Annotated in this window: 12 protein-coding genes; 7 read left to right on the plus strand and 5 right to left on the minus strand. The window is 69.9% G+C overall.

The window, feature by feature from the left end:
• Positions 1-127: 127 nt before the first annotated feature.
• A complete protein-coding gene (locus HQ308_RS00440; RefSeq protein ID WP_222645194.1) occupies positions 128-1,318 on the plus strand; it encodes an FAD-dependent monooxygenase in 1,191 nt (396 codons plus the stop codon).
• Here the strand turns inward: HQ308_RS00440 and HQ308_RS00445 are convergent.
• Genes HQ308_RS00445 through HQ308_RS00455 form a run of 3 tightly spaced genes read right to left on the minus strand, consistent with a single transcriptional unit; the run spans position 1,309 to position 2,766 of the window.
• Positions 1,309-1,722 (minus strand): VOC family protein, encoded by a 414-nt coding sequence (locus HQ308_RS00445; protein ID WP_222645195.1) that lies wholly within the window; start codon positions 1,720-1,722, stop codon positions 1,309-1,311. The genes HQ308_RS00440 and HQ308_RS00445 overlap by 10 nt on opposite strands.
• Positions 1,723-1,732: 10 nt before the next feature.
• Positions 1,733-2,176, minus strand: a complete 444-nt coding sequence (locus HQ308_RS00450; RefSeq protein ID WP_222631207.1) for a helix-turn-helix transcriptional regulator — start codon at positions 2,174-2,176, stop codon at positions 1,733-1,735.
• 11 nt (positions 2,177-2,187) lie between these two features.
• On the minus strand, positions 2,188-2,766 hold the full coding sequence (locus tag HQ308_RS00455) for a TetR/AcrR family transcriptional regulator (protein WP_222645196.1): 579 nt from the start codon (positions 2,764-2,766) through the stop codon (positions 2,188-2,190).
• 116 nt (positions 2,767-2,882) lie between these two features.
• Between HQ308_RS00455 and HQ308_RS00460 the strand changes: the two genes are divergently transcribed.
• From HQ308_RS00460 to HQ308_RS00480, 5 genes are all read left to right on the plus strand, one after another.
• A complete protein-coding gene (locus HQ308_RS00460; protein WP_222645197.1) occupies positions 2,883-4,268 on the plus strand; it encodes a cytochrome P450 in 1,386 nt (461 codons plus the stop codon).
• A gap of 25 nt (positions 4,269-4,293) precedes the next feature.
• Entirely contained in the window at positions 4,294-4,848 is a 555-nt protein-coding gene (locus HQ308_RS00465; RefSeq protein ID WP_222645198.1) for a TetR/AcrR family transcriptional regulator, read from the plus strand.
• 91 nt (positions 4,849-4,939) lie between these two features.
• Positions 4,940-6,220, plus strand: a complete 1,281-nt coding sequence (locus HQ308_RS00470) for a lipase family protein (RefSeq protein ID WP_222645199.1) — start codon at positions 4,940-4,942, stop codon at positions 6,218-6,220.
• A 110-nt stretch (positions 6,221-6,330) separates the two neighbouring features.
• Positions 6,331-7,779: an aldehyde dehydrogenase family protein gene (locus tag HQ308_RS00475; RefSeq protein WP_056444508.1), complete on the plus strand. Its 1,449-nt coding sequence runs from the start codon at positions 6,331-6,333 to the stop codon at positions 7,777-7,779.
• Positions 7,776-8,642, plus strand: a complete 867-nt coding sequence (locus HQ308_RS00480) for an oxygenase MpaB family protein (RefSeq protein WP_222645200.1) — start codon at positions 7,776-7,778, stop codon at positions 8,640-8,642. The genes HQ308_RS00475 and HQ308_RS00480 overlap by 4 nt, the downstream gene beginning before the upstream one ends.
• Before the next feature lie 6 nt (positions 8,643-8,648).
• Here the strand turns inward: HQ308_RS00480 and HQ308_RS00485 are convergent, their stop codons facing one another.
• Positions 8,649-9,017, minus strand: coding sequence for a hypothetical protein (locus tag HQ308_RS00485; RefSeq protein ID WP_051613280.1), 369 nt, complete (start codon positions 9,015-9,017; stop codon positions 8,649-8,651).
• 142 nt (positions 9,018-9,159) lie between these two features.
• On the opposite strand from HQ308_RS00485, the gene HQ308_RS00490 reads away from it, so the two are divergent.
• Positions 9,160-9,504, plus strand: coding sequence for an RNA polymerase-binding protein RbpA (locus HQ308_RS00490; RefSeq protein WP_027505388.1), 345 nt, complete (start codon positions 9,160-9,162; stop codon positions 9,502-9,504).
• 78 nt (positions 9,505-9,582) lie between these two features.
• Here HQ308_RS00490 and HQ308_RS00495 read toward each other — a convergent pair whose 3' ends face one another.
• Positions 9,583-23,109 (minus strand): amino acid adenylation domain-containing protein, encoded by a 13,527-nt coding sequence (locus HQ308_RS00495; protein ID WP_222645201.1) that lies wholly within the window; start codon positions 23,107-23,109, stop codon positions 9,583-9,585.
• Between the last annotated feature and the right edge of the window lie 282 nt (positions 23,110-23,391).

Consider the following 23,391-nt stretch of genomic DNA (forward strand, 5'->3'; position numbering starts at 1 on the left):
ATAATGTCGATTATCGGCACGATCTGGTATCACCTGGACACCGTGCCTGAGCACGTCGACCGACGTACCGTCGGTCGACGAAGTCCTTCCTGTACCTCACAGGTAGTGAGCACGGAAGGCGAAGATCGTGACTGTGGAACGACGCGTACTGATCACCGGGGCCAGCATCGCCGGCCCGACCCTCGCGTACTGGCTCGCGAGGTCGGGTCGTGCCGTGACGGTCGTCGAGCGCGCTCCGTCGCCTCGGCTCGGCGGGCAGAACATCGACATTCGTGGTCCCGGCCGCGAGGTCGTACGCCGCATGGGTCTGGAGGACGCTCTCTTCGCCGCGACCACGACGGAACAGGGCACCCGGTTCGTCGATCGACGGGGCGCGACGATCGCGGCGTTCCCGGCCGGTACGGCGGACAGCGGAGGCGCGACGGCCGAGCTGGAGATCCTCCGCGGCGAACTCGCGCGCATCCTCGTCGACGCGTCGGGACCGGACGTCGAGTACCGCTACGGCGACCGGGTCGTGGGCTGCGATCAGGACGCCCACGGTGTCGACGTGACGTTCGAGCACGGCGCTCCCGAGCGCTACGACCTCGTGGTGTTCGCCGACGGAGTGCGGTCCGGGAGCCGGGAGATCGTCTTTCCCGGCGAGGCCGTCACGCGAGATCTCGGGCTGTTCACCGCCTACGGGGTGCTCCCCCGCACCTCGGACGACGATGCATGGTGGCGCTGGTACAACGCGACCGGCGGACGTGTGGCCGGCTTGCGCCCGGACAACCAGGGCACCACGCGCTTCAGCCTGTCCTGGTTGTCGGGGCCGACCGGCCTCGAGCGGGCAGGGCAGTCGGAGGTCGTCGCCGCCCTTCGGGCGACGTTCGCCGGCGCCGGCTGGGAGACTCCCCGCATCCTGGAGTCGCTCGATTCCGCCTCGGAGCTGTACGTCGACCGCCTCGCTCAGGTCCACGCCCCACGGTGGTCGTCGGGCCGGGTCGCGATGGTGGGCGACGCGGCCTGGTGCGCGACTCCGGTGAGTGGGATGGGCACGACACTGGCCATCACCGGTGCCTACGTACTGGCCGCCGAACTCGCCCGCACCGATGATCACCGGGCCGCGTTCACGGCGTGGGACGCGCGGATGCGGCCCTTCGTCGACACGGTGCAGTCGCTGCCGCCGGGAACGCCGAGGCTGGCGCACCCGAAGACGGCAGTGGGGCTCGCGGTCTTCAACTCTGCTGTGCGACTGGCCGGTTCGGCGCCGGTGCGAGCGCTGGCCGGCAGGTTCGGCGGCTCGGACGACGCGAACCTCGATCTGAGCGACTACCGCTGACGCTGCTGGATGCGGATCAGGTTGCCCGCGGGATCACGCACCGCGCAGTCCCGGATCCCATAGGGCTGGTCGGTCGGTTCCTGCACGATGTCGGCATCCGCGGCCTGGAGTGCATCGAAGGTCGCCTCGAGGTCGTCGCTCGCGAGCAGGATGCCGCCGTACGTGCCCTTGGCCATCATCTCGGTGATGGTGCGGCGCTCGTCCTCGGTGATGGCGGGGTCGACCGCGGGCGGTGTCAGAACGATGGCGGTGTCCGGCTGCCCGGGCGGGCCGACGGTGAGCCACCGCAGGTTCTCGTACCCGACGTCGAGGCGGATCTCGAAGCCGAGAAGGTCGCGGTAGAAGGCCAGTGCGGCCTCCGGATCGTCCTGCGGGAGGAAGCTGGAGGCGATGGTGAGTGTCATGGCGACGACACTAGGTTCGCCTGGCGCGGTCCGCTTCTCGATTCCTGATCGGTCGGGTGACCACTTTCTCGACACACGACGGCGCGCCGGCCTCCGTGGACTGGTTCTGCTGCCGATACGCGGACGGGGACAGTCCGGTCAGTTCGGAGAACCGGGTGCTGAAGGTGCCCAGTGAGGAGCACCCCACGGTGAAGCAGATCTCCGTCACCGACCTCTCCGACCCCCGGAGCAAAGCCATGGCTCGCTCGATGCGCCGCGTCATCAGGTACGCGTAGGGCGACTCTCCGTACGCGGCGCGGAACTGCCGGCTCAGGTGCCCCGCGGACATGTGCGCGTCGCGCGCCAGGGTCTCGAGGTTCAGTGGTGTGGCGTACTCGCGGTCCATTCGATCCCGTACTCGACGGAGACGACGCAGATCGTCGAGGTGTCGCGAGTCCGCACCGGTGTCGGTCACGCGTCCTCCTCTCAGGAATGCCGCAGCAGTCCGTGCAGTGCGCGCATGCAGAGATCATGCACCTCGTCGGCCGAGATCGACTGCCGGTCCACCCAGTCCACGCACACGGCGCGAACGAACGACACCCACCCGGCCACGGCCACCCGCGTCACCTCGTCTGCGCCGTCGTCGGGTCCCAGAGCCGCCAGGATCCGTTGCTGCTGCGTCTCGAACTCGGCCGTGAGGATCGCCTGGATACCGACGTCGCCCGACATCGTTCCTCGATTGATGGCCCGTAGTCCGTGAGCGTGATCGGTGGAGTAGCGGATGTAGGCGCGCAGTCCGGCGGACACCTGGTGCTCGACGGGCAGCGTGGTGTCGGGAGCCGTGATCTCGACCATCCGAGCGGATTCGAGCCGGATGATGTCGGCGAAGAAATCCCTCTTGGACGAGAAGTAGTGATACATCAGCCCACGCGAGACGCCGGCCAGGTCGGCGACCTCCTCGATCCACACCTCGTCGTAGGGCCGTTCCGCGAACAGTCGTGACCCGATCTCGAGCAACTGTTGCCGACGCTGATCGGGTGACAGGCGTTTGCGGGGAGAGGTCATGACCTGCGCCATGTTACGGGACTGCTCGTGATACTTGACACGCGTTCAGTAGGGGGTACCGTCCGCTGTTGTATCCCGGTTCAGTACGCCGGCCACCCACGCGAAAGGGTCCGACCGTGGTCACCACGATCTCGTCCACTTCTCCGCTTCCCCATCCCCCTCGACGACTCCCGGTGCTGGGCGACGTGCTGGGCGTACACGCGAGCACCCCGGTGCAGGACTCGGTGGCGCTGGCCGCGCAGCTGGGCCCCATCTTCGAGCGGGTGGTCCTGGGGCGCCGGTTCGTGATCGTGTCGGGCGCCGATCTCGTGGAGGAACTCAGCGACGAGTCGCGGTTCGTCAAGCACGTGGCACCCGCGGTCGCCGGACTTCGCTCGATCGGCGGGGACGGAATGTTCACGGCGTACTCGCACGAACCGAACTGGCGCAAGGCCCACGATCTCCTCCGGCCGGCGTTCACGCAGTCGGCCATGCGGAGCTACCACGACATCATGGTGGACGTCGCCGGACAGCTGGTGTCGCACTGGTCGTCCCGTGATCGGGTCGACGTCTCCTCGGACATGACCAAGTTGACGCTCGAGACCATCGGCCGCACCGGGTTCAGCTACAGCTTCGACTCGTTCACCCGCGCCGAGACGCACCCGTTCGTCCGGGCCATGGTGCGGACCCTGCAGCACAACCAGCGCCGCGCACTGCTGCCGCTCCCCGTCGTCGGCGACCTGGTGTTCCGGCGTCGCGAACGGCGGAACGATGCCGACAAGGCCTTCATGGCCGAGTTGCTCGACGACATCGTGCGGGCCCGCCGGGACGGTGAGACGAGCGGCGACGGCGATCTGCTGGACATCATGCTCCAGGCGGCACGCGACGGTGATCCCAACGCGCTGGACGAGGTGAACATCCGGCATCAGATCGTCACCTTCCTCATCGCCGGACACGAGACGACCTCCGGCTCACTGTCGTTCGCCCTGTACTACGTGTCGAGGCATCCCGAGATGTGGGCTCGGGCGCGTGCGGAGGTGGACGAGGTGTGGGGTGCGGACACGCCGTCCTTCGAGCAGGTGGCGAAGTTGCGCTTCGTCCGACGGGTTCTCGACGAGGGACTGCGCCTGTGGCCGACGGCCCCTGGTTACGCGCGCGAGGCACGCCACGACACGACGGTCGGCGGGCGTCCCATGGCCGCGGGCGACTGGGCCCTGGTGCTGATCCCCGGTCTGCATCGCGATCCCGTATGGGGGCCGGATCCCGAGGTGTTCGACCCGGACCGCTTCCTGTCGGCGAACGTGCGGGCCAGGCCGCCGCACGCCTACAAGCCGTTCGGCACGGGCGAGCGTGCCTGCATCGGGCGCCAGTTCGCTCTCCACGAGTCGCTGCTGGTGCTGGGCACGATCCTCCAGACCTTCGACGTCGCTCCCGATCCGGGCTACGAGCTCGCCATCGAGGAACGCCTGACCCTCATGCCGGCCGGGTTCGAGCTCGAGGTGGCTCGGCGCGACCGCAGCTGACGTGAGGATCCCGCACACTGGTCCCATGCGATCGCGCGGCAAGATCATGGAGGCCACCCTCGAGGTGATCGCGGAGCACGGTTTCGACGGCGTCACCATCGCGGGTGTGTCCGCCGCTGCCGGGGTCTCCCGACAGACCGTGTACTCCATCTTCGGCACGCGCGAGGTGTTGGTGACCCGCACGATGGAGCATTTGGCGGTCGAGGTCATGACCGAGATCCGGTCGCGCCTCGACGGCCCGGAGACCGTGCGCGACTACGTCGTGGAGATGGTGATCGGTGGTCGGCGGGCGGTGCGCGACATTCCCGCGATGGGAGCGCTGCTGCGGTTGGACGGCATCAACCCGGTGCTGCATCCCGATGTCGTCCAGCACGCCATTCCCGTCGTGCGAGATCTACTGTCCCCGCTGACCGCACTCGACCCCCGGGTCGCGGAGGTGTTGGACGACATCGTCCTCATCACCACTCGTCTCGGACTGTCCGTCGTGCTCTTCGACGATCCGTCCATCGCGGACGACGACGACCTCCGCGCCTTCCTCCTGCGGTGGCTCCCGGCGTCGATGACCGTGCCGCGGGAGTGACGGGCTTCACCTCGTGACCTTGACACCTGGTGCCGGAACTGTCTAACTTCAGGGCGCCTGCCAGGGGGTCCGCGCAGCGGGAAGGAAGTCGATGACACTGTCACGCAGTCTGATCGTGGGAGCGGTGCTCGTGGCGTTGATCGGTGTCGCACCCGCACTCGCCGACGCAGCCCCCGGTGACGACTTCTACTCCCCACCGACGGACGTCGCGGGTGCGCCGGGCACGGTGCTCCGCACCGAGCCGATGTCGCTCTTTCTCGCTGCGCCGGGAGTGGACGGTCGCTACCCCGCCACCGCGCAGCGCGTCATGTACACCTCGCGGACCGAGAACGACGAGCCCGTCGCGGTGACCGGAACGTTCATCGACTCGGCCGTTCCCTGGCGCGGCGCCGGCCCCAGACCCACCGTCGTGGTCGCTCCGGGGACGGTGGGGCAGGGCGACCAGTGCGCGCCGTCGCGGGCGTTCCCGCTCGGGCTGAACCTCACGACGGACCCGCTGTCCCTCTCGGCGAACCAGGAACTCGTGTCGTCGACGCTCTGGGGGTCGATGGGCGCGCGCGTCTTCGTGACCGACTACATCGGTCTCGGCACGCCGGGGTTGCACACCTACGTCAACCGGCCGGAGGAGGCGCACGCGGTGCTCGACGGCGCGCGAGCGGCGAACGCGCTGGCAGGCGACCCCGACTCCCCCATCGGTCTCTGGGGCTATTCGCAGGGCGGCGGCGCCACCGCCGCCGCGGCCGAGTCGGCGGCGAGTTACGCACCGGAACTGAACATCAAGGGCACCTGGGCGGGCGCACCGACGGCCGACCTGCTCGACGTGCTGAACACGGTGGACGGCACTCTCATAGGCGGCGTCATCGGGTACGCACTGAACGGAGTCCTCGAGCGGAACCCGTCGTTGCGGGCCCGCGTCGAGGAGCGCGTCTCCGATCACGGCAAGACGGTGCTGAACGACCTGTCGACCCAGTGCATCGCCGACACGATCCTGACGTATCCGTTCCTGCGCACCGAGACGCTGACGAAGGACGGGCGCTCGATGTCGGAGAATCTGAGATCCGTGCCCGAGGCCGGTCCCATCTTCGAGAAGCTGCGTACCGGCACCCTGCGGCCGTCGGCCCCGGTGTTGATCACCAGCGGCATCAACGACGACACGGTGCCGTACGGGCAGGCGCGGGAGTTGGCGGAGGAGTGGTGCGGCCAGGGTGCGTCGGTGACGTTCCGGTCGAACCCGCTGCCGCCGATCCTGCCGGGTGCGGTGCTGCCCAACCACTTCGGTCCGCAGATCATCGACGGCTACGGCGGTGCGGCCGCGGCGTACCTGATGGACAGGTTCGCCGACGTACCCACCGAAGGGTGCGACATCGCCTGACGGTCGGTTCGGGTCACCGACCGCGGTCGGCTCGGTCATTGTCGCGGACGGCGATCAGCCATAGTGTCACCGATCACAGTGGATCATTCGGCTGACTAAGGGGTACACACATGACGGTCCAGCACTCTCCGGAACGCACCGCGGCACCGACGCCGTCCGACGGAGAGGTGCACGCGGCCGTCGCCCGCGCGCGTGACGCGGCACTGTGGTGGGGCGCTCTCGATTTCACGGATCGCAAGGGGTGGCTGCTCGAGTTCCGATCCAGGATCGCCCGGACGTCGGGGTCGCTCGTCGACACCGTGCGCGAGGAGACGGGCAAGCCGAAGGACGACGCTCTGCTCGAGGTCATGCTGGCGGTAGAGCATCTCACGTGGGCCGCGAAGAACGCGCGACGTGTCCTGCGGGAGCGGTCCGTCTTCCCGGGTCTGGTGAGCATCAATCACGCTGCCTCCGTGCGGTATCAACCGATGGGTGTCGTCGGCGTGATCGGCCCGTGGAACTATCCGGTCTACACACCGATGGGGTCGCTCGCGTACTCGATGGCCGCCGGCAACGCCGTCGTCTTCAAGCCCAGCGAGCTCACTCCCCGCACCGGCACCTGGCTGGCCGACGCCTGGGCGTCGCTGGCGGCGCCGCACCAGGTGCTCCAGACCGTCACCGGCGACGGTCGGGTCGGCGAGGCGCTGTGCCGCTCGGGAGTGGACAAGCTCGCCTTCACCGGGTCCACCGCGACGGCGAAGAAGGTCATGGCGGTGTGCGCGGAGACGCTCACGCCGATCGTGGTCGAGGGCGGCGGCAAGGACGCGCTCATCGTCGACGCCACCGCCGACCTCGAGGCCGCGGCGACCTTCGCCGCGTTCGGCGCCATGGGCAACGCGGGCCAGACCTGCGCGGGTGTGGAGCGCATCTACGTGGTCGAGGAGGTCGCCGATCGTTTCGTGGACATCCTGACCTCCCGTGTACGCGACCTCCGGGTCGGCGACGCGGACGATGCGCAGTACGGACGCATGACGTTGCCGAAGCAGGTCGACATCGTGCGGGACCAGGTCGAGGACGCGCTGGCGCGCGGTGGTCGCGCCGTCGTCGGCGGACTCGAATCCGTCCGGGCGCCGTACGTCGATCCCATCGTGCTGCTCGACGTGCCGGAGGACAGCTCGGCCGTCGCCGAGGAGACATTCGGTCCGACCGTGGTGGTCAACCGCGTCCGTGATCTCGACGAGGGCATCGAGCGGGCCAACGCCTCGAAGTACGGGCTGGGCGCGTCGGTTTTTACCGCGTCGAAGGCCGCGGCCGAGCGGGCGGCGGACCGGCTCCGCGTCGGAGTGGTGACGGTCAACTCCGTGCTGGGCTTCGCGGCGGTGGGCGCGCTGCCGTTCGGCGGAGTGGGCGACTCGGGCTTCGGACGGATCCACGGCGCCGACGGGTTGCGGGAGTTCTCCCGAGTGAAGTCGGTGACGAAGCAGCGCTTCGCCGCCCCGCTGGGCCTGGTGACGATGACGCGCAAGCGGCGCGACGTCGCGGTCGCGCGCCTGTTGTTGACCAAGGTCTACGGGCGATGACCACCCTCCCCCGACCGCGCTTCGGGCGGTACGGGTGGGTGCGGGTGATCGACGAGCTGGATCCCGTGGCGGACGCGGCCACCGTCCTCAAGATCACAGCGGGCTGCGAATTTCCGTGGGACTACCAGCGCGCGTTGGAGTTCGCGCTGTTCCGCACCTACTGCGTGCCCACCATCTCGGCCCTGCTCCGCAGGACGGGAGAGTTCGAGCACCGCCCACAGAAGCGGTACGACGACACCGCGCTGCTCATGTCGGAACTCGTCGAACACGGCTACGACTCCGAGCGCGGGCGCGCGTCGCTCCGCGCGGTCAACCGCATGCACGCGCGCTACGACATCTCGAACGACGACATGCTGTACGTGCTCTCCACCTTCGCGTTCGATCCGCTGGACTGGATCGACCGCTACGGGTGGCGGCGCCTGCATCCGCACGAACGGATCGCGAGCGTCGCGTTCTACCGCGAGGTCGGGATCCGGATGGGCATCCGCGACATTCCCGCGTCGACAGCCGACTTCCACGCCTTCAAGGTGCGGTACGAGCGCGAGCGGTTCGTCTACTCCGACGACAACAGGGCCATCGGCGAGTACACCCGCGACCTGCTGGCGTCGTGGTACCCGCGCCCGGTCCGCTCCGCGGTGCGCGGCGCCGTGCTGTCGATGATCGATCAGGACATGACCCGCGCCTTCGGGTTCGGCGACCCGGTCCCCGCCGTGCGCCCGGCGCTCGAGTCGGCGCTGCAGGCCCGAGGCCGCGTGGAGCGTCTGCTGCCCAAGCGGACGGCATCGCGGTCGGCGCAGGATCCGCGCAACCGGACGTACCCCGGGTATCCGCAGGGCTACCACCCGAGCGACCTCGGTGTCTGACCAGGATCAGCGCAGTCGTTCCGCGTCCTTGGCCAGGGTGACCAACCGGTCGCAGAGTTCGGCGAGTTCGGCCGCGTCGGCGCCCTCCGCGACGGCCGTGGCCACGTCCTCGGCGGCGCACCGGACTCCGAACGCGCGATCGGCGGCGGCACCGGCCTCGGCCTCGGTGAGCACCACGGCGTCGTCCGCGACGACGGTGTCCTTCAGCGACGTCCGCTGTTCGTAGGCGCGCTGACGGCAGGACTGACGGCAGTACCGTCGGCGCCGGCCCGCAGCGCCCTCGACCACCGGCCGACCGCACCACAGACACGTGCTCGGGCGCCGTGCGCGGGACCGACCGATCCCACCGCCCACCGTCCCGGATTCACCCCGCATCGACCCGACGATACCGACGTGCGCGGACCCTGCCGCATCACCGGTTAGAATGGGGCGTTCGCGTGCGGGAACGTTCCGCGCACCACGCGCGTTGAATTCGACGGACGCGACATGCGTACCACGATCGAGAGAGGACTCCACCATGGCAGATCGCGTTCTACGAGGTAGTCGACTCGGAGCGGTGAGCTACGAGACCGATCGCGACCACGACCTCGCGCCCCGGCGCATGGCTCGATACCGGACGGACAACGGCGAGGAGTTCGACGTTCCCTTCGCCGACGACGCCGAGCTGCCCGGCACCTGGCTCTGCCGCAACGGTCTCGAGGGCAGTCTGATCGAGGGCACCGCGCCCGAGGCCAAGAAGGTCAAGCCCCCGCGCACCCACTGGGACATGCTGCTCGAGCGGCGTTCGGTGGAGGAGCTCGAGGAACTGCTCAAGGAGCGGATGGATCTGCTCAAGGCGAAGCGTCGCGGCGCCGGAGTCTGACCGCCTCTCCCCTGTCGTCACCGAGGGCCCCGGAGCATCTGCTCCGGGGCCCTCGGTGTGTCTCGGGTCCGTCCGAGATCAGCGCAGGTGCTGCGCGACGATCGGTCCGATGATCGCGAGTGCCTGCGGATCGGTCATCGCGGAGTGTGCGACCGGCACCGCGTGATCGTGGATGGCACCGCGGACGTGTCGACGCCAGGCCGAGGCGGTCCGCCGTACGTCGTTCCGATTCACCTCGTCCTCGGTCGCCGTGAAGAACAGCACGTCGCAGTCCACGACGCCCGGTGAGTACCCGTGCGCCAGCGAGGTCCCGTTCACGTAGCCCGCGTACAGCCGCTCGAGGGTGTCGACGGTCATCGCCGCCATCGGACCACCCTCGGACCGCAGCGCGGCCGCAGCCTCCGCGACCGTCGGTTCCACGCCTGCCGGCAACTCGTGGCCGGTGAACTCCTCGATGAGATCCCGCACCGACGGTGTCGACTCGAGGTACTCGTCGGCGAGCACGTAGCTGTCGAGCATGGTCAGCGTCGCGACGCTCTCCCCCACCCGCTGCAGCTCGACGGTCATCGCGTGGGCGATGAGGCCGCCGAGCGACCAGCCCAGCAGGTGGTACGGACCGTGCGGCTGGATCGACCGGATCTCGCGAACGTAGTACCGGGCCAGCTCCTCGACCGTGTCGAACTCCTCGGTGCGCCCCGAGACGACGGGTGACTGCAGGCCGTACACCGGCTGATTCGAGTCGAGGTGGGCGAGCAGACCGCTGTAACTCCAGGACAGTCCGAACGCCGGATGGATGCAGAACACCGGTGACGCGGAACCCTGCGGGCGCAGCGGCAGCAGCATGTCCAGTGACGCCGTGGCCGTCGCCGCGACCTCGTCCGCCGACAGATGCGCGGTGTCGTCGATGCGCGCGGCGAGAGCTGCCGGCGTGGAGTCGGTGAACAACCATTGCATCGGAACCGTCGTGCCGAGGGTCTCCTCGAGTCGAGCGACCACGCGCGTCCCCACCAGCGATGTGCCGCCGAGTTCGAAGAAGCTGTCGTCGAGTCCGACTCCGGCCACCCCCAGGATCTCCTCGTAGACAGCGCAGACGGCGCGCTCGGTCGCGGTGCCCGGATCGCGATGCTCGCCGGTGACGGCGAACTCCGGAGCGGGCAGCGCTCGCCGATCGAGCTTGCCGACGGAGGTCAGCGGCAGCTCGTCCAGCAGCATGATCGACTGCGGCACCATGTAGCCGGGCAGTCGCTCCTGCAGATGGCGACGCAGCGACGCCGTGTCGACCGACGACTCCCGGTGCGGCAGGACGTAGGACACCAGCACGGTGTCCCCCGAGGGCAGGACGTGGCCCATCGTGGTCGCGAAGTCCACGCCGTCGTGCACGTCGAACGCGGCGTCGATCTCACCCAGCTCGATGCGGAACCCGCGGATCTTGACCTGATGATCGGTCCGGCCCACGTAGGACAGGGTCGGGTCGCCGTCGGCGGACTCGCGCCAGCGCACCAGGTCACCGGTGCGGTAGAGGCGCTCACCCGGCTTGCCGTGCGGATCGGCGACGAACCGCGACGACGTCAACGCCGTGCGCCCGAGGTATCCGCGAGCGAGTTCCGGTCCGGCGAGGTACAGCTCGCCGACGACGCCGAACGGCACCGGTTGCAGCTGGCGGTCGAGGACCTGCGCCGCGACACCGCGGATCGGTCCACCGATCGTGACCGGACCCTTGGGCACCATCGGCGCACTCATCGTCGTGACGATGGTCGTCTCCGTCGGCCCGTACACGTTGTACAGCGAGCGTCCCGGAGCCCAGCGCTCCACCAGTTCCGGTGGGCACGCCTCGCCGCCGACGAGGATGTGTCGCAACGACGTCGCGCTCGCCGGGTCCGCGGTCGACAATGCCGCGGTCGTGATGAAGGCGTGCGTGATGCGTTCCGATCCCAGCAGGTCGCCCAGTTCGCGGCCGCCGTAGACCCCGGGCGGTGACACGACGAGTGTCGCGCCGGATCCGTACGCGAACAGCTGGTCCATGACGGCGGCGTCGAAACTCGGTGTCGCGAAGTGCAGTACGCGTGCCGTCTCGTCGACCTCGAATCGATCGCGCAGCTCGCCGGCGAAGTTCGACAGGCCGGCGTGGGTGACGACGACGCCCTTCGGTGTCCCGGTCGACCCCGAGGTGTAGATGACGTACGCGGGGTGCACGAGAGCGATGGGTCCGAGAAGCTCTGCGGGCGTGAGGGGTTCGTCGGACGTACGAGCCAGCTCGGCCAGGGTGTCCGCGTCGTCGAGCACGAGCCACCGTGTCGACGAGACTCCGTCCACGGCCGCCCGGTGCTCCGCGGTCGTCAGTCCCCACGTGGTCGCCGAGTCCGTCAGCATGTGACGGACGCGGTCGGCCGGGTAGTGCGGGTCGACCGGGACGAAGGCGCCGCCGGCCTTCGCGACGGCCAGGACCGCGACGAGAGAGTCGAAGGATCGCGTGAAGCCCAGGGCCACCAGTGATTCCGGTCCGACACCGCGCCGGACGAGAGCTCGGGCCACCGTGGTCGAACGTCGGTCGAGCTCGCCGTAGGTGATGTGGGCGCCGAGGTACTCCGCCGCGATGCGGTCGGGAACCCGGCGTGCGGTCTGCTCGAACACCTCGGACAGGGTCAGCGACGGATCAGGATCGGTCTCGCCGCCGTGCACGGGCACCAGATGGGCTCGCTCCTGCGAGGTCAACATCTCGACGCTGCCGATGCTGCGGTCGGGTTCGGTGGCCAGGACGCCCAACACGCCCACTAGACGATCGAGCATGGTGCTCACGGTGGCGGCGTCGAACAGATCCGTCGCGTAGTCGGCGGTGACGGTCAGCCCCGCCGGCTCCCGGTCGTCGGTGCGCCGGTCGGTGACCGTGAACTGGATGTCGAACTTGGCGACGGCGACGTCCACCTCGGCCGCGTCGACGGTCACCTCGCCCATGCGTGCAGTCGTCGGAACGTCGTCCTGCAACGACAACATGATCTGGAACAACGGGTGATGGCTCGTGCTGCGCTGTGGGTGCAGCACGTCCACCAGACGTTCGAACGGAACGTCGGGGTGCGCGAACGCGTCCAGATCGACCGCGCGCACGTGCTGCAACGCCCCGGTCAGCGACGCGGTCGGCGAGACCCGCGTGCGCAGGACCAGCGTGTTGACGAACATTCCGACCAGCGCGTCCAGTGCCTGGTCGCCGCGGCCGGCGACCGCGGTACCGACGGACGTGTCGAAGCGGCCGGCGAGACGGCCGAGCACGACGGCGAGGGCGGTGTGGACGGCCATGAACAGCGTCGCGTTCTCCCGCCGCGCAAGGTCGACGAGCCGCCGGTGCGTGTCGACACCCACCGTGGTGGTGACCACCCCGCCCCGGTGAGACGGCACGCTCGGCCGCGGACGGTCGGTGGGGATGTCGATACGGTCGGGAGCTCCGGTCAACGCCGCCGTCCAGTACGCCAGTTGCGTCGAGACGAGGCTCGACGGGTCGTCCTCGGAGCCGAGCCGGTCACGCTGCCACAGCGTGTAGTCCGCGTACTGCACCGTCAGTGGCTCCGTCGCGGGTGCCGTGCCGGTGGACCGCGCGGTGTAGGCGGTGAGCAGATCGGCGGCGAGCGGCGCCAGCGACCAGCCGTCCGCGGCGATGTGGTGCAGCGTGACGACGAGGACGTGCTCGACCCCGGCCGTCACCTCGAGCAGGTCCACCCGCAGCGGAGCCTGCGTGGTCACGTCGAACCCGCGGGCCGCGCTCGTGACGATCGCGGCCGTCACCGCGGAGGGCTCGGTCACGACGGGCTCCAGCGCCGCCGGCACCTCGTGCGCAGGCAGGATCACCTGGTGCGGGCCCTCGGGCGAGTCCGGGTACACGGTCCGGAGCACCTCGTGGCGGTCGACGAGGTCGCGCAGCGCGGCCTCCAGCGCGGCGATGTCGAGCGGTCCCGTCAGGCGCACCGCGAAGGGCACGTTGTACGCCCCCGACGCCCGGTCGAACCTGTTGAGGAACCACAGGCGTTGCTGCGCCGAGGACAGCGGGATCCGGTCGGGTCGAGGCCGTGCCTCGAGAGCGGGGCCGGCGGACTCGGCGAGCCCGTCGATGTGCGCGGCGAGGGCTGCGACCGTCGGGTGCTCGAAGAGTGCGCGGACCGGAACCCGAACGCCGCGAGTGGAACCCAGGCGGGACGCGACCTGTGTGGCCAACAGGGAGTTGCCACCGAGTGCGAAGAAGCTGTCGTCGCGTCCGACCTCGACGTCGAGGTCCAGCACTGCCGCCACGGTCTCGGCGACGGTCCGCTCGGTCTCGGAGGCCGGCGCGTCGTGAGTGCGGTCGACGGCCACGACGACCGGGGCGGGAAGCGCCCGCACGTCCAGCTTGCCGACGGGAGTGAGAGGGATGCGCTCGAGAACCGTCATCGATGCCGGCACCATGTGGCCGGGCAGGACGGAGCGGACGCCGCCCGTGACCGCGTCGACATCGATGTCGTGTCCGGTGGCGGCGACGACGTAGGACGCCAGCGAGGCGCGACCGGAGGCATCGGTGTGCACCAGAGTGTGCGCGAAGCCGACGGACGGGTCCCTCGTCAGTGCGGCGTCGATCTCACCGAGCTCGATGCGGAATCCGCGGATCTTGACCTGGGTGTCCGAGCGTCCGACGTAGTCGAGCCGGCCGTCCGCAGTCCACCGCACGACATCGCCGGTGCGGTACATCCGCTCCCCCGCTGTGCCGTACGGATCGGCCACGAACCGGCCCGCCGTCAGTCCCGCGCGGTCGAGGTAGCCGCGAGCGACGCCGACACCCGACAGGTACAGCTCACCCGTGACGCCGACCGGCACTGGATGCAGACGCGCGTCGAGCACCACGGCGCGGACTCCGGCGATGGGCGTACCGATGGTGACCGGTTCGTCGGCACGCAGTTCCGCGATGGCGGCGACGATGGTCGCCTCCGTCGGGCCGTACCCGTTGTACAGCGAACGTCCGACCGACCAGCGCCGCACCAGGTCCGCGGAGCACGTGTCGCCGCCCACCACCACGGTGGTGAGACTCGGCAGTGATCCGGCGGCGACGTCGACGGTCGCGAGCGCGGCCGGGGTGACGAAGGCGTGCGAGACCGACTCGCGGTCGATCAGTTCGGCCAGTTCCGCGCCGCCGTAGACGTCGCTCGGGGCGACGACGACGGTGGAGCCGGCGCCCATCGCCATCAGGATCTCGAGCACCGACGCGTCGAAGCTCGGCGAAGCGAAGTGCAGGGTCCGCGATGTTCCGATGATGCCGAACGTCGTGCGCTGCACCTCTGCGAACGAGGAGAGTCCCGAGTGCGTCACGGCGACGCCCTTGGGCAGTCCCGTCGATCCGGAGGTGTAGATGACGTAGGCCGGATGGTCGACACGCAGCGTGGACGTCCGGTCACGGTCGGTGACGGGTTCCGTCGACCGGGTCGCGATGTCGGCGACGGTGGCCGGGTCGTCGAGCACGATCCAGTCGACGTCCCGTCCTGCCGCCGGGCGGTCGGCCACGGTGCAGACACCGAGGTCGGCCCCGCTGTCGGTGAGCATGTGGTCGATGCGGTCCGCCGGGTAGCGCGGATCGACGGGGACCCAGGCCGCGCCCGTCATCGCCACGGCGAGCATCGCCGCGACGGACTCCGCCGACCGGGTGAGCGCCAGGGCGACGACACGCTCGGGTCCGGCCCCGCGTTCGAGGAGGACCCGGGCGAGACGGGTGGTGTCGGCATCGAGCTCGGCGTACGTGCGCGACCGCCGAGCCGTGACGTCGACGCCGTGGGACGGATCATGCACCAGTGCAGTGGTGTTCGCGTTCTCCCGCGCGACGGCGGCCCACAGGTCGGGCAGCAGTACCGGTGCGCCGGGACGCTCGCCGGCCCGTGTCGTCAGCTCGCGGGACTCCTGATGGGACAGGAGTTCGATGTCGCCCACGGTCACCGACGGGTCTCGGGCCACCGTGGTGAGCACGGCGCTGACACGGTCCGCGAAGGCGGCGATGGTGCTCTCGTCGTAGAGATCGCGCGTGTAGGTGACGCGGAACCGCCACGACCGCTCACCGTCGGCGTCGGTGCTCTCCGTGACGGCGAGCTCGACGTCGAACTTGCTGCGCTGCAGGTCGATCTCCGACGCGGTGACGGTGAGACCGTCGAGTTCGCCGCTGGTTACACCGTCGGACTGGAAGGCCAGCACGACCTGCACGAGCGGGTGCCGACCGGCCGTCCGCGACGGCGACAGAGCGTCGACCAGACGCTCGAACGGCAGGTCCGCGTGGGCGAACGCGTCGAGATCGGTGCTGCGGACCCGGCCGAGAAGGTCGGCGAAGGTGTCGGACGGCGCCACGTCGGAGCGCAGGACAAGAGTGCCGACGAACATGCCGACCAGCTCGTCCAGTGCGCGATCGCGTCGGCCGGCGATCGGGGTGCCGATCACCACGTCCCGGGTGTCGGCGAGCCGAGCGAGCGTGACCGCGAGTGCGGCGTGCATCGCCATGAACGTGGTGCTGCCCCGGCGCTCGGCGACGGCCGACAGTGCGGTCATCACGGCCGGATCGACGGCGAACTCGTGGACGCCGGCCCGGTGGGACGGCGCCGCCGGGCGGACGCGGTCGCCGGGCAGGGTGCACTCGTCCGGAAGGTCGGCGAGAGTGTCGGTCCAGAAGGAGAGGTCGCGGTGTGCCCGGCTCTCCGGGTCGGCCTCGTCACCGAGCACGGCCCGCTGCCACAGGGTGAAGTCGCTGTACTGCACCGGAAGTGGGGTCCACTGCGGGGCAGCTCCCCGGATGCGGGCGGCGTAGGCGACCATGACGTCGCGGGTCAGCGGTCCGAGGGACCACCCGTCCGCGGCGATGTGGTGTACGACGAGACCGAGCACGTGCTCCGTCTCGGAGATCGACAGAAGAGTGGTGCGCAGCGGGGTCTCGACCGTGAGATCGAACCCGCGACGGGCGAACCGGGTCAGCGCGTCCGCGACGTCGCCGCGGTCCACGACGGTCGTCGTGAGCGGTGCGGGTACTGCCGGTGCGACGACCTGGTGCGGTCCGTGATCGCTCTCGGGGAACACGGTCCGCAGGCTCTCGTGCCGTTCCACCACGTCGGCCAACGCCAGTGCCATCGCGGGGGCGTCGAGGACGCCGTCCAGGTGCACCGAGAACGAGATGTTGTAGGCGTCGGAGGTGGGGTCGAAGCGGTTGAGGAACCACAGCCGCTGCTGCGGCGACGACAGCGGAATCCGGTCCGGACGGCTCGCCGCCGGAATCGCGACGAGCGGGATCCGCGACGCCGCACCGCTGTCGGCGTCGAGGTGAGCCGCGAGCGCCTCGACGGTCGGGGCCTCGAAGAGAGTGCGCACTTCCACCTCCCGGCTCAGCGCGGCGCCGATCGCACTCGTGACACGGGTCGCCATCAACGAGTTGCCACCGGCGTCGAAGAAGCTGTCGTCCAGACCGACCCGGGGCACCGTGAGGACGTCCGCGAACACGCGGGCGACGGTCCACTCGGTCTCGGTGCGGGGCTCGCGGTACGCCGCCTCCGTCGTCTCCGGTGTGGGCATGGGCAGCGCGCGGCGATCGAGCTTGCCCGACGGGGTGAGGGGCACCTCGTCGAGCACGACCACCGCGGACGGCACCATGTACCCGGGCAGGGTGCGGCGGGCGTGCTCGAGCACCGGTTCGGTTCCGGCGGCGCCAGGCGCGAGCGTGAGGTGCGAGACCAGGCGGGCGTCGGCCCGGCCCGCGTTCTGCACGCTCGTGATGGAGAACGTGACCGACGGATGACGCTGGAGCACCGCGTCGATCTCGGCGAGTTCGATGCGGTGGCCCCGCACCTTGACCTGGTCGTCCGCTCGGCCGCGGAACACCAGTTCGGTTCCCGCGGTGGTGGTCACGGCGGCGACGACGTCGCCGGTGCGGTACATACGGTCACCCGGCGTGCCGAACGGATCGGCGACGAAGCGGGTGGAGGTCAGCGGCAGGCGCCCGAGGTACCCGCGGGCCAGCGCCGGCCCGGACAGGTAGAGCTCGCCGGGAACTCCGGGGACCACCGGGCGCAGACGACGATCGAGCACCCGCACGTCGACACCGCGGCGCGGGGCGCCGATGGTGACGGGCGAGCCGGGTGCCATCGGCGGTGTCAGGGTCGCGACGACGGTGGCCTCGGACGGCCCGTACAGGTTGAGCATGCGGCGGCCGGGCGCCCACCGTTCGACGAGGGCGGGACTGCAGACGTCGCCGCCGACCCCGACGAAGGTCAGAGCGTCGAGGTCCGCAGGGTCCACCGTCTCGAGAGCAGCAGGGGTGACGAAGGCGTGGGTCACCCGCTGATCACGCAGCAGTGCGGTGAGGCGGTCGCCGCCGTAGACGTCGGTACCGGCGACCACGACGGTCGCGCCCGCGGCGAATCCCATGAGCAGTTCCAGGATCGAGGCGTCGAAACTCGGCGAGGCGAAATGCAGTGTGCGCGATCGCGGTCCGACTCGGTAGGTCGCCACCTGCTCGCGGGCGAAGTCGGCGAGGCCGCGGTGCGGCACCACGACCGCCTTGGGGGTGCCCGTGGATCCGGACGTGAAGATGAGGTATGCCGGGTTCTCCGGGCGCACCCGTACGGGCAGTGCCGCCGAGGACTCGTCGGATCGGTGATCGACGGTGACCCACCGGACCGCGACGGGCAGTGCGGCTCCCGCGGCAGCGATGCCGAGGGACGCGGCGACGTCGGTGACCATGCGCTCGATGCGGTCCGCCGGGTAGCGCGGATCCACCGGGAGGAAGGCGGCGCCGGTCTTCGTCACGGCCCAGGTCGCGACGATCGAGTCGATCGAGCGCTCGAGGCACACGGGCACGATCGATTCCGGGCCGACTCCCTCGGCGATCAACGCGTGCGCCAGAAGGTCCGACGCGTCGTCGAGTTCGCCGTACGTGACGGAGCCGTCCGCCGTGACGACGGCGGTGGCGGACGGATCGCGCCGCGCGGCCGAGACGAGGATGTCGGCGAGCGACGAGGTGGGCCCGGCTGCCGCGCCCACGAGGACGGCAGGAGCGTCGGTGGACGTGGACAGGTCGATGTCGCCGATCGCTCGGGTGGGATCCACCGCGACCGATCGCATGACGGACACCAGTCGCTGCGCCATCGTCGCGGCTGTCGCGTCGTCGAACAGATCGCGGGCGTAGCCCAGGCGCGCATCGACCCCGTCGGGCCGACCGTCGACCGTGGTGCGCTCCGAGAGCTGCAGTGTGAGGTCGAACTTGGCTGTGCCGGAGTCGATCTCGGCGACCTCGACATCCAGTCCGGCCATCTCGACGCGGACCGGCGCGAGGTTCTCGAAGGAGAGAACGACCTGGAACAGCGGGTGGCGCGACGTCGAGCGTTCCGGTGCCACCGCGTCGACGACACGCTCGAACGGGACGTCCGCGCGGGCGAACGCCTCGAGGTCGTGATCGCGTACCTCGCGGAGGAGTTCGGTGAACGGGACGTGCGGCGCGGGCGTCGACCGCAGCACCAGTGTGTTGACGAACATGCCGACGAGTCCGTCGAGCGCGCGGTGGCCGCGACCGGCGATGGGCGACCCGATCGCGACGTCGTCCGAGTCCGCGAGCCGTCCCAGCAGCGCGGACAGTGCCGCGTGCAACACCATGAACAGGCTGGCCGAGGTGTCCGATGCGAGCACGAGGAGCTGCTGGTGCAGATCGGCGTCGATGTGGAAGTCGTGGGCGCCGCCGCGGTGCGACGGTGCAGCGGGACGGGGGCGATCCGTCGGCAGCTCGAGCGTGTCGGGCAGGCCGTCCAACCGCGCGGTCCAGTAGTCGATCTGACTGCGCAGGATCGAGGTCGGATCGTTCTCGTCTCCGAGTGCGGCGTGCTGCCAGAGCGTGAAGTCCGCGTACTGCACGTCGAGCGGTGCCCACAGCGGCGCACTCCCCTGCGTCCGCGCAGCGTAGGCGGTCATGACATCGGTCGCGAGGGGGCCGAAGGAGAACCCGTCCGACGCGATGTGGTGCAGCACCACGGCCAGCGTGTGCGACGTCGGCGAGGTGCGGAACAGGCGGACGCGGACCGGGTGCTCCCGCGTGACGTCGAATCCGTGAGACGCGAACTCCCGCACGGTGTCGGCCAGCGCCGAGTCGTCGGTGTCGATCGGCGCGAGGTCGTGGTGCGCAGGGTCCTGCACCACCTGGTGCGGACCGTCGGCGGAGTCGGGATACACGGTGCGCAGCGTCTCGTGGCGCTCCAGAACGTCGGCGAGCGCGACAGTCAGAGCGTCCGCGTCGAGGTCGCCGTGCAGCGTGATGGCGAACGGCATGTTGTACGCCGGGGACGCCGAGTCGAACCGGTTCAGGAACCACAGTCGCTGTTGGGCGAGCGAGAGGGGAATGCGATCCGGGCGAGGTCCTGCGACCAGCGGCGGCCCGGTGGTGACCACGGGCGCATGGGCGACGCGATCCGCCAGACGTGCCACGGTCGGCGCCTCGAAGAGGTCCTTGATGCCCACGTCGGCACCGAGCTCGGCGCTGATGCGGGAGACCACGCGCGTGGCCAGCAGCGAGTTGCCGCCGATCTCGAAGAAGCTGTCGTGGACACCGGGAGCGGGGACGTCCAGCACGTCGGCGATGGTCTCGGCGATGCGTCGCTCGACCTCTGTGCGCGGCGGGACCGAGGGCACGTCGGCCCGGCGGCGCACCGGTTCCGGCAGTGCCTTGCGGTCGACCTTGCCGTTGGCGCTCAACGGAAGTGCGTCGAGAACGATCACCAGCGACGGCACCATGTAGGACGGGAGGCGGTCGGCGACGGTCGCGGCGACAGCGCGGACCTCGACGCTCGCCGCGTCGGTTCCGGGCTCGGGTGCGACGTACGCGACGAGCGTGGTCTCGCCGCGCTCGTCGACGTGGGCCACGGCCACCGCGTGGTGCACGGCGGGATGCGCGACCAGAGCCGCCTCGACGTCGCCGAGCTCGATCCGCAGTCCGCGGATCTTGACCTGGAAGTCGGTGCGGCCCAGGTACTCGACGGCGCCGTCGGCCCGCCAACGCGCCAGGTCGCCGGTGCGGTACATGCGGGTGCCGTGCGCCGACAGCGGGTCGGCGACGAACCGATCGGCGCTCAGATCGGGCCGACCGACGTAGCCACGGGCGAGCTGGTCGCCCGCGAGGTAGAGCTCGCCCGCCGTTCCCACCGGAACCGGCTCGAGCCGGGCGTCCAGGATCTGCAACGCGGTGTTCCACACCGGCCGTCCGATCGGCACCGTGACGGCGTCGGCGTCGGTCACCTCCCAGTAGGTGACGTCGACGGCGGCCTCGGTCGGCCCGTAGAGGTTGTGCAGCGCGGACCCGGTGAGCGAGCGGAATGCCGATGCCGTCTCCGCGGGCAGTGCCTCACCGCTGCAGAACACCTGGCGCAGGTCACCGAGCCGGGCGTCGGACGCGCGCAGTTCAGCGACGAAGGCGCCGAGCATCGAGGGCACGAAATGTGCCGTGGTGACGCCCGATCCGGCGATGATCGAGGCGAGGTAGCGCGGGTCGCGATGCCCGTCGGGCTCCGCGATCACCAGGCGGGCGCCGACCTGGAGCGGCCAGAAGAACTCCCACACCGAGACGTCGAACGTCGCCGGAGTCTTCTGCAACACGGCGTCGTCGGCGCCGAGGTAGTACTCGTTCTGCATCCACAGCAGTCGGTTGACGATCGCCTGGTGCGACACCCCGACACCCTTGGGGCGGCCCGTGGAACCCGACGTGAAGATCACGTACGCCAGCGAATCGGGTCGCAGAGTCGCCGTGCGCTCACTGTCGCCGACCGGCGTGTCGGCGAGGCCGGCGAGATCGAGCATGTCGACGTCGACGCGTGCAGCGGTGTCGGGCAGGACGACACCCTGCGTGGACACCGTCAGCACGCACGCGGGCCGGGCGGTGTCGAGGACGTGGCCGAGACGCTCGGCGGGATGATCGGGGTCGAGCGGTACGTAGGCGCCGCCGGCCTTCTCGATCGCGTACATCGCCACGACGAGGTCGAGCGAGCGCTGCATGGCCAGGCCCACGAGCACGTCGGGTCCGACGCCGCGGGCGATCAACGCCCGCGCCAGGCGGGACGAGCGACGATCGAGTTCCGCGTACGTCAGTGCGGTGCCGGCGAAGTCGAGGGCCGTCGCGTCCGGGGTGCGCCGCACCTGTGCGTCGAACAGCGCGGGCAGCGTGGTCCGCGGAACGCTCACGGCTGTGTCGTTGAACTCGGTGACCACACGGTCGTACTCGTCGGGCAGCACGACGTCGAGACCGGAGACGCGAGTTCGTGCCCCGCGTCCCAGGAAGTTCTCGAAGAAGGCGAGGAACCGCCGATGGTGGGCGGCGAGGGTGTCCTCGTCGTACAGCGACGGGTTGCCCTCGAAGTCGATGTTCAGCGAGTTGCCGCCGCTGTTGTAGACGTTGAAGGTGAAGTCCTCGATGGGACCGCTGGAGAGCAGGTGCAGCCGGCCCACCAGATCGCCCAGACCGACGGTCCAGTCGAACAGCATGATGTTCACCATGGGTCCGAAGAACCCGCGGTGCATGGTCGAGCTGCCGTGGTCGCGGCGGATGTCCTCGTGGCGGTATTTCTGGTGGCGCAGCGCACCGGTGATCTCGAGGGTCACCGACGACACCAGGTCGCCGATGTTCATGTCGGGCGAGATGTGCACGCGGATCGGTACGACGTTGGACACCATGCCGCCCGAGCGGCGCAGCGCCGCGGTGGTGCGGACGGACACCGGCAGACTCATGACGACGTCGGCGCGCCCGGTGACCCGGTGCAGGTAGGCGGCGAAGGACGCGGCCACGACGGCAGCGGCACTGGCGTCGAATCGCTCCTCCGCGGAGGTGAGCATGTCGCCGACGGTCTCGTCGGTGACACCGTTGAGTCGCAGGCGACTCGGCGCGGCCGGGGCGGTGCGATCGGCGAGGGAGAAGGTGTCCGGCAGACCCTGGAGCGTGTCCTGCCAGAAGGCGCGGTCGGTCTCGAACCTGGTGGAGGTGCGATACGCGCGTTCTGCCGCGTAGAGCGTGGCCAGGTCGCCGGCCTTGCTGTCCGGGGTGGGAACACCGGCCTGCTCGTTGGTGTACAGCTCGGCGACGCGCTTCATGGCGGTGACGGCGCCGTATCCGTCACCGGCGATGTGGTGCATGCGGGTGTACCAGAAGTAGCGGTGGTCCTCGACGCGGAAGACGACGTTGACGGTCAGCGGATCGCGGTCCAGATCGACCGGGGAGCGCATCTCATTCTGCATCCAGGCCAGGGCCGCGGCGATCGGGTCCGCCTCGGACCGGACGTCGAGCCGAGTGGTGCGCACGGTGGCTGCCGGGTCGACGACCTGATACGGCTGACCGTCGATCTCCACGAGCCTGATCTCGCCGGACTGGAGTTCCGCGGCCGCGCGGGCACCCACGCGCTCGAGCAGGTCGATGTCGAGGTCACCCTGCACGTCGACGTACTGCGCGACGGTGAGGGGAACCTCGGGAGCGAGCTTCTGGGCGAACCACAGGCTGGCCTGCGCCGGGGAGAGCGGGAAGGGATCGGACGCTGTCCGGTTCACGGTAGGTGTCGTGTCGGCCGGTTCGGTGGTTCTCGGTGCGCTGTCCGACGTCGTCATCGTTCGCTCCTCCTCGTCGGTCCCGTGGCCGAGGAGCGGTCCTGCTCCCCGGGCTGTGCGAGACGACGCACACTTCCACCGAACGGACGCAGAGAGCATTGACGCCGCGGCCGATTCGGCCGCACGTCTGCGTGCTGTGTGTGACTTCCGGTGTCCCCGACCGTGGTCGCACTCTGTACTGAGCTGTATGTGGCATTCGCTCAACCACCCGTCGTGGATGGGTGAGACTTACCAACTTCTCGGTTTGCGGACCCGAAACGTTACGTCCATCGCGGTGACAGA

The sequence above is a fragment of the Rhodococcus sp. BP-241 genome (assembly GCF_019836145.1).
Taxonomy (GTDB): Bacteria; Actinomycetota; Actinomycetes; order Mycobacteriales; family Mycobacteriaceae; genus Rhodococcoides.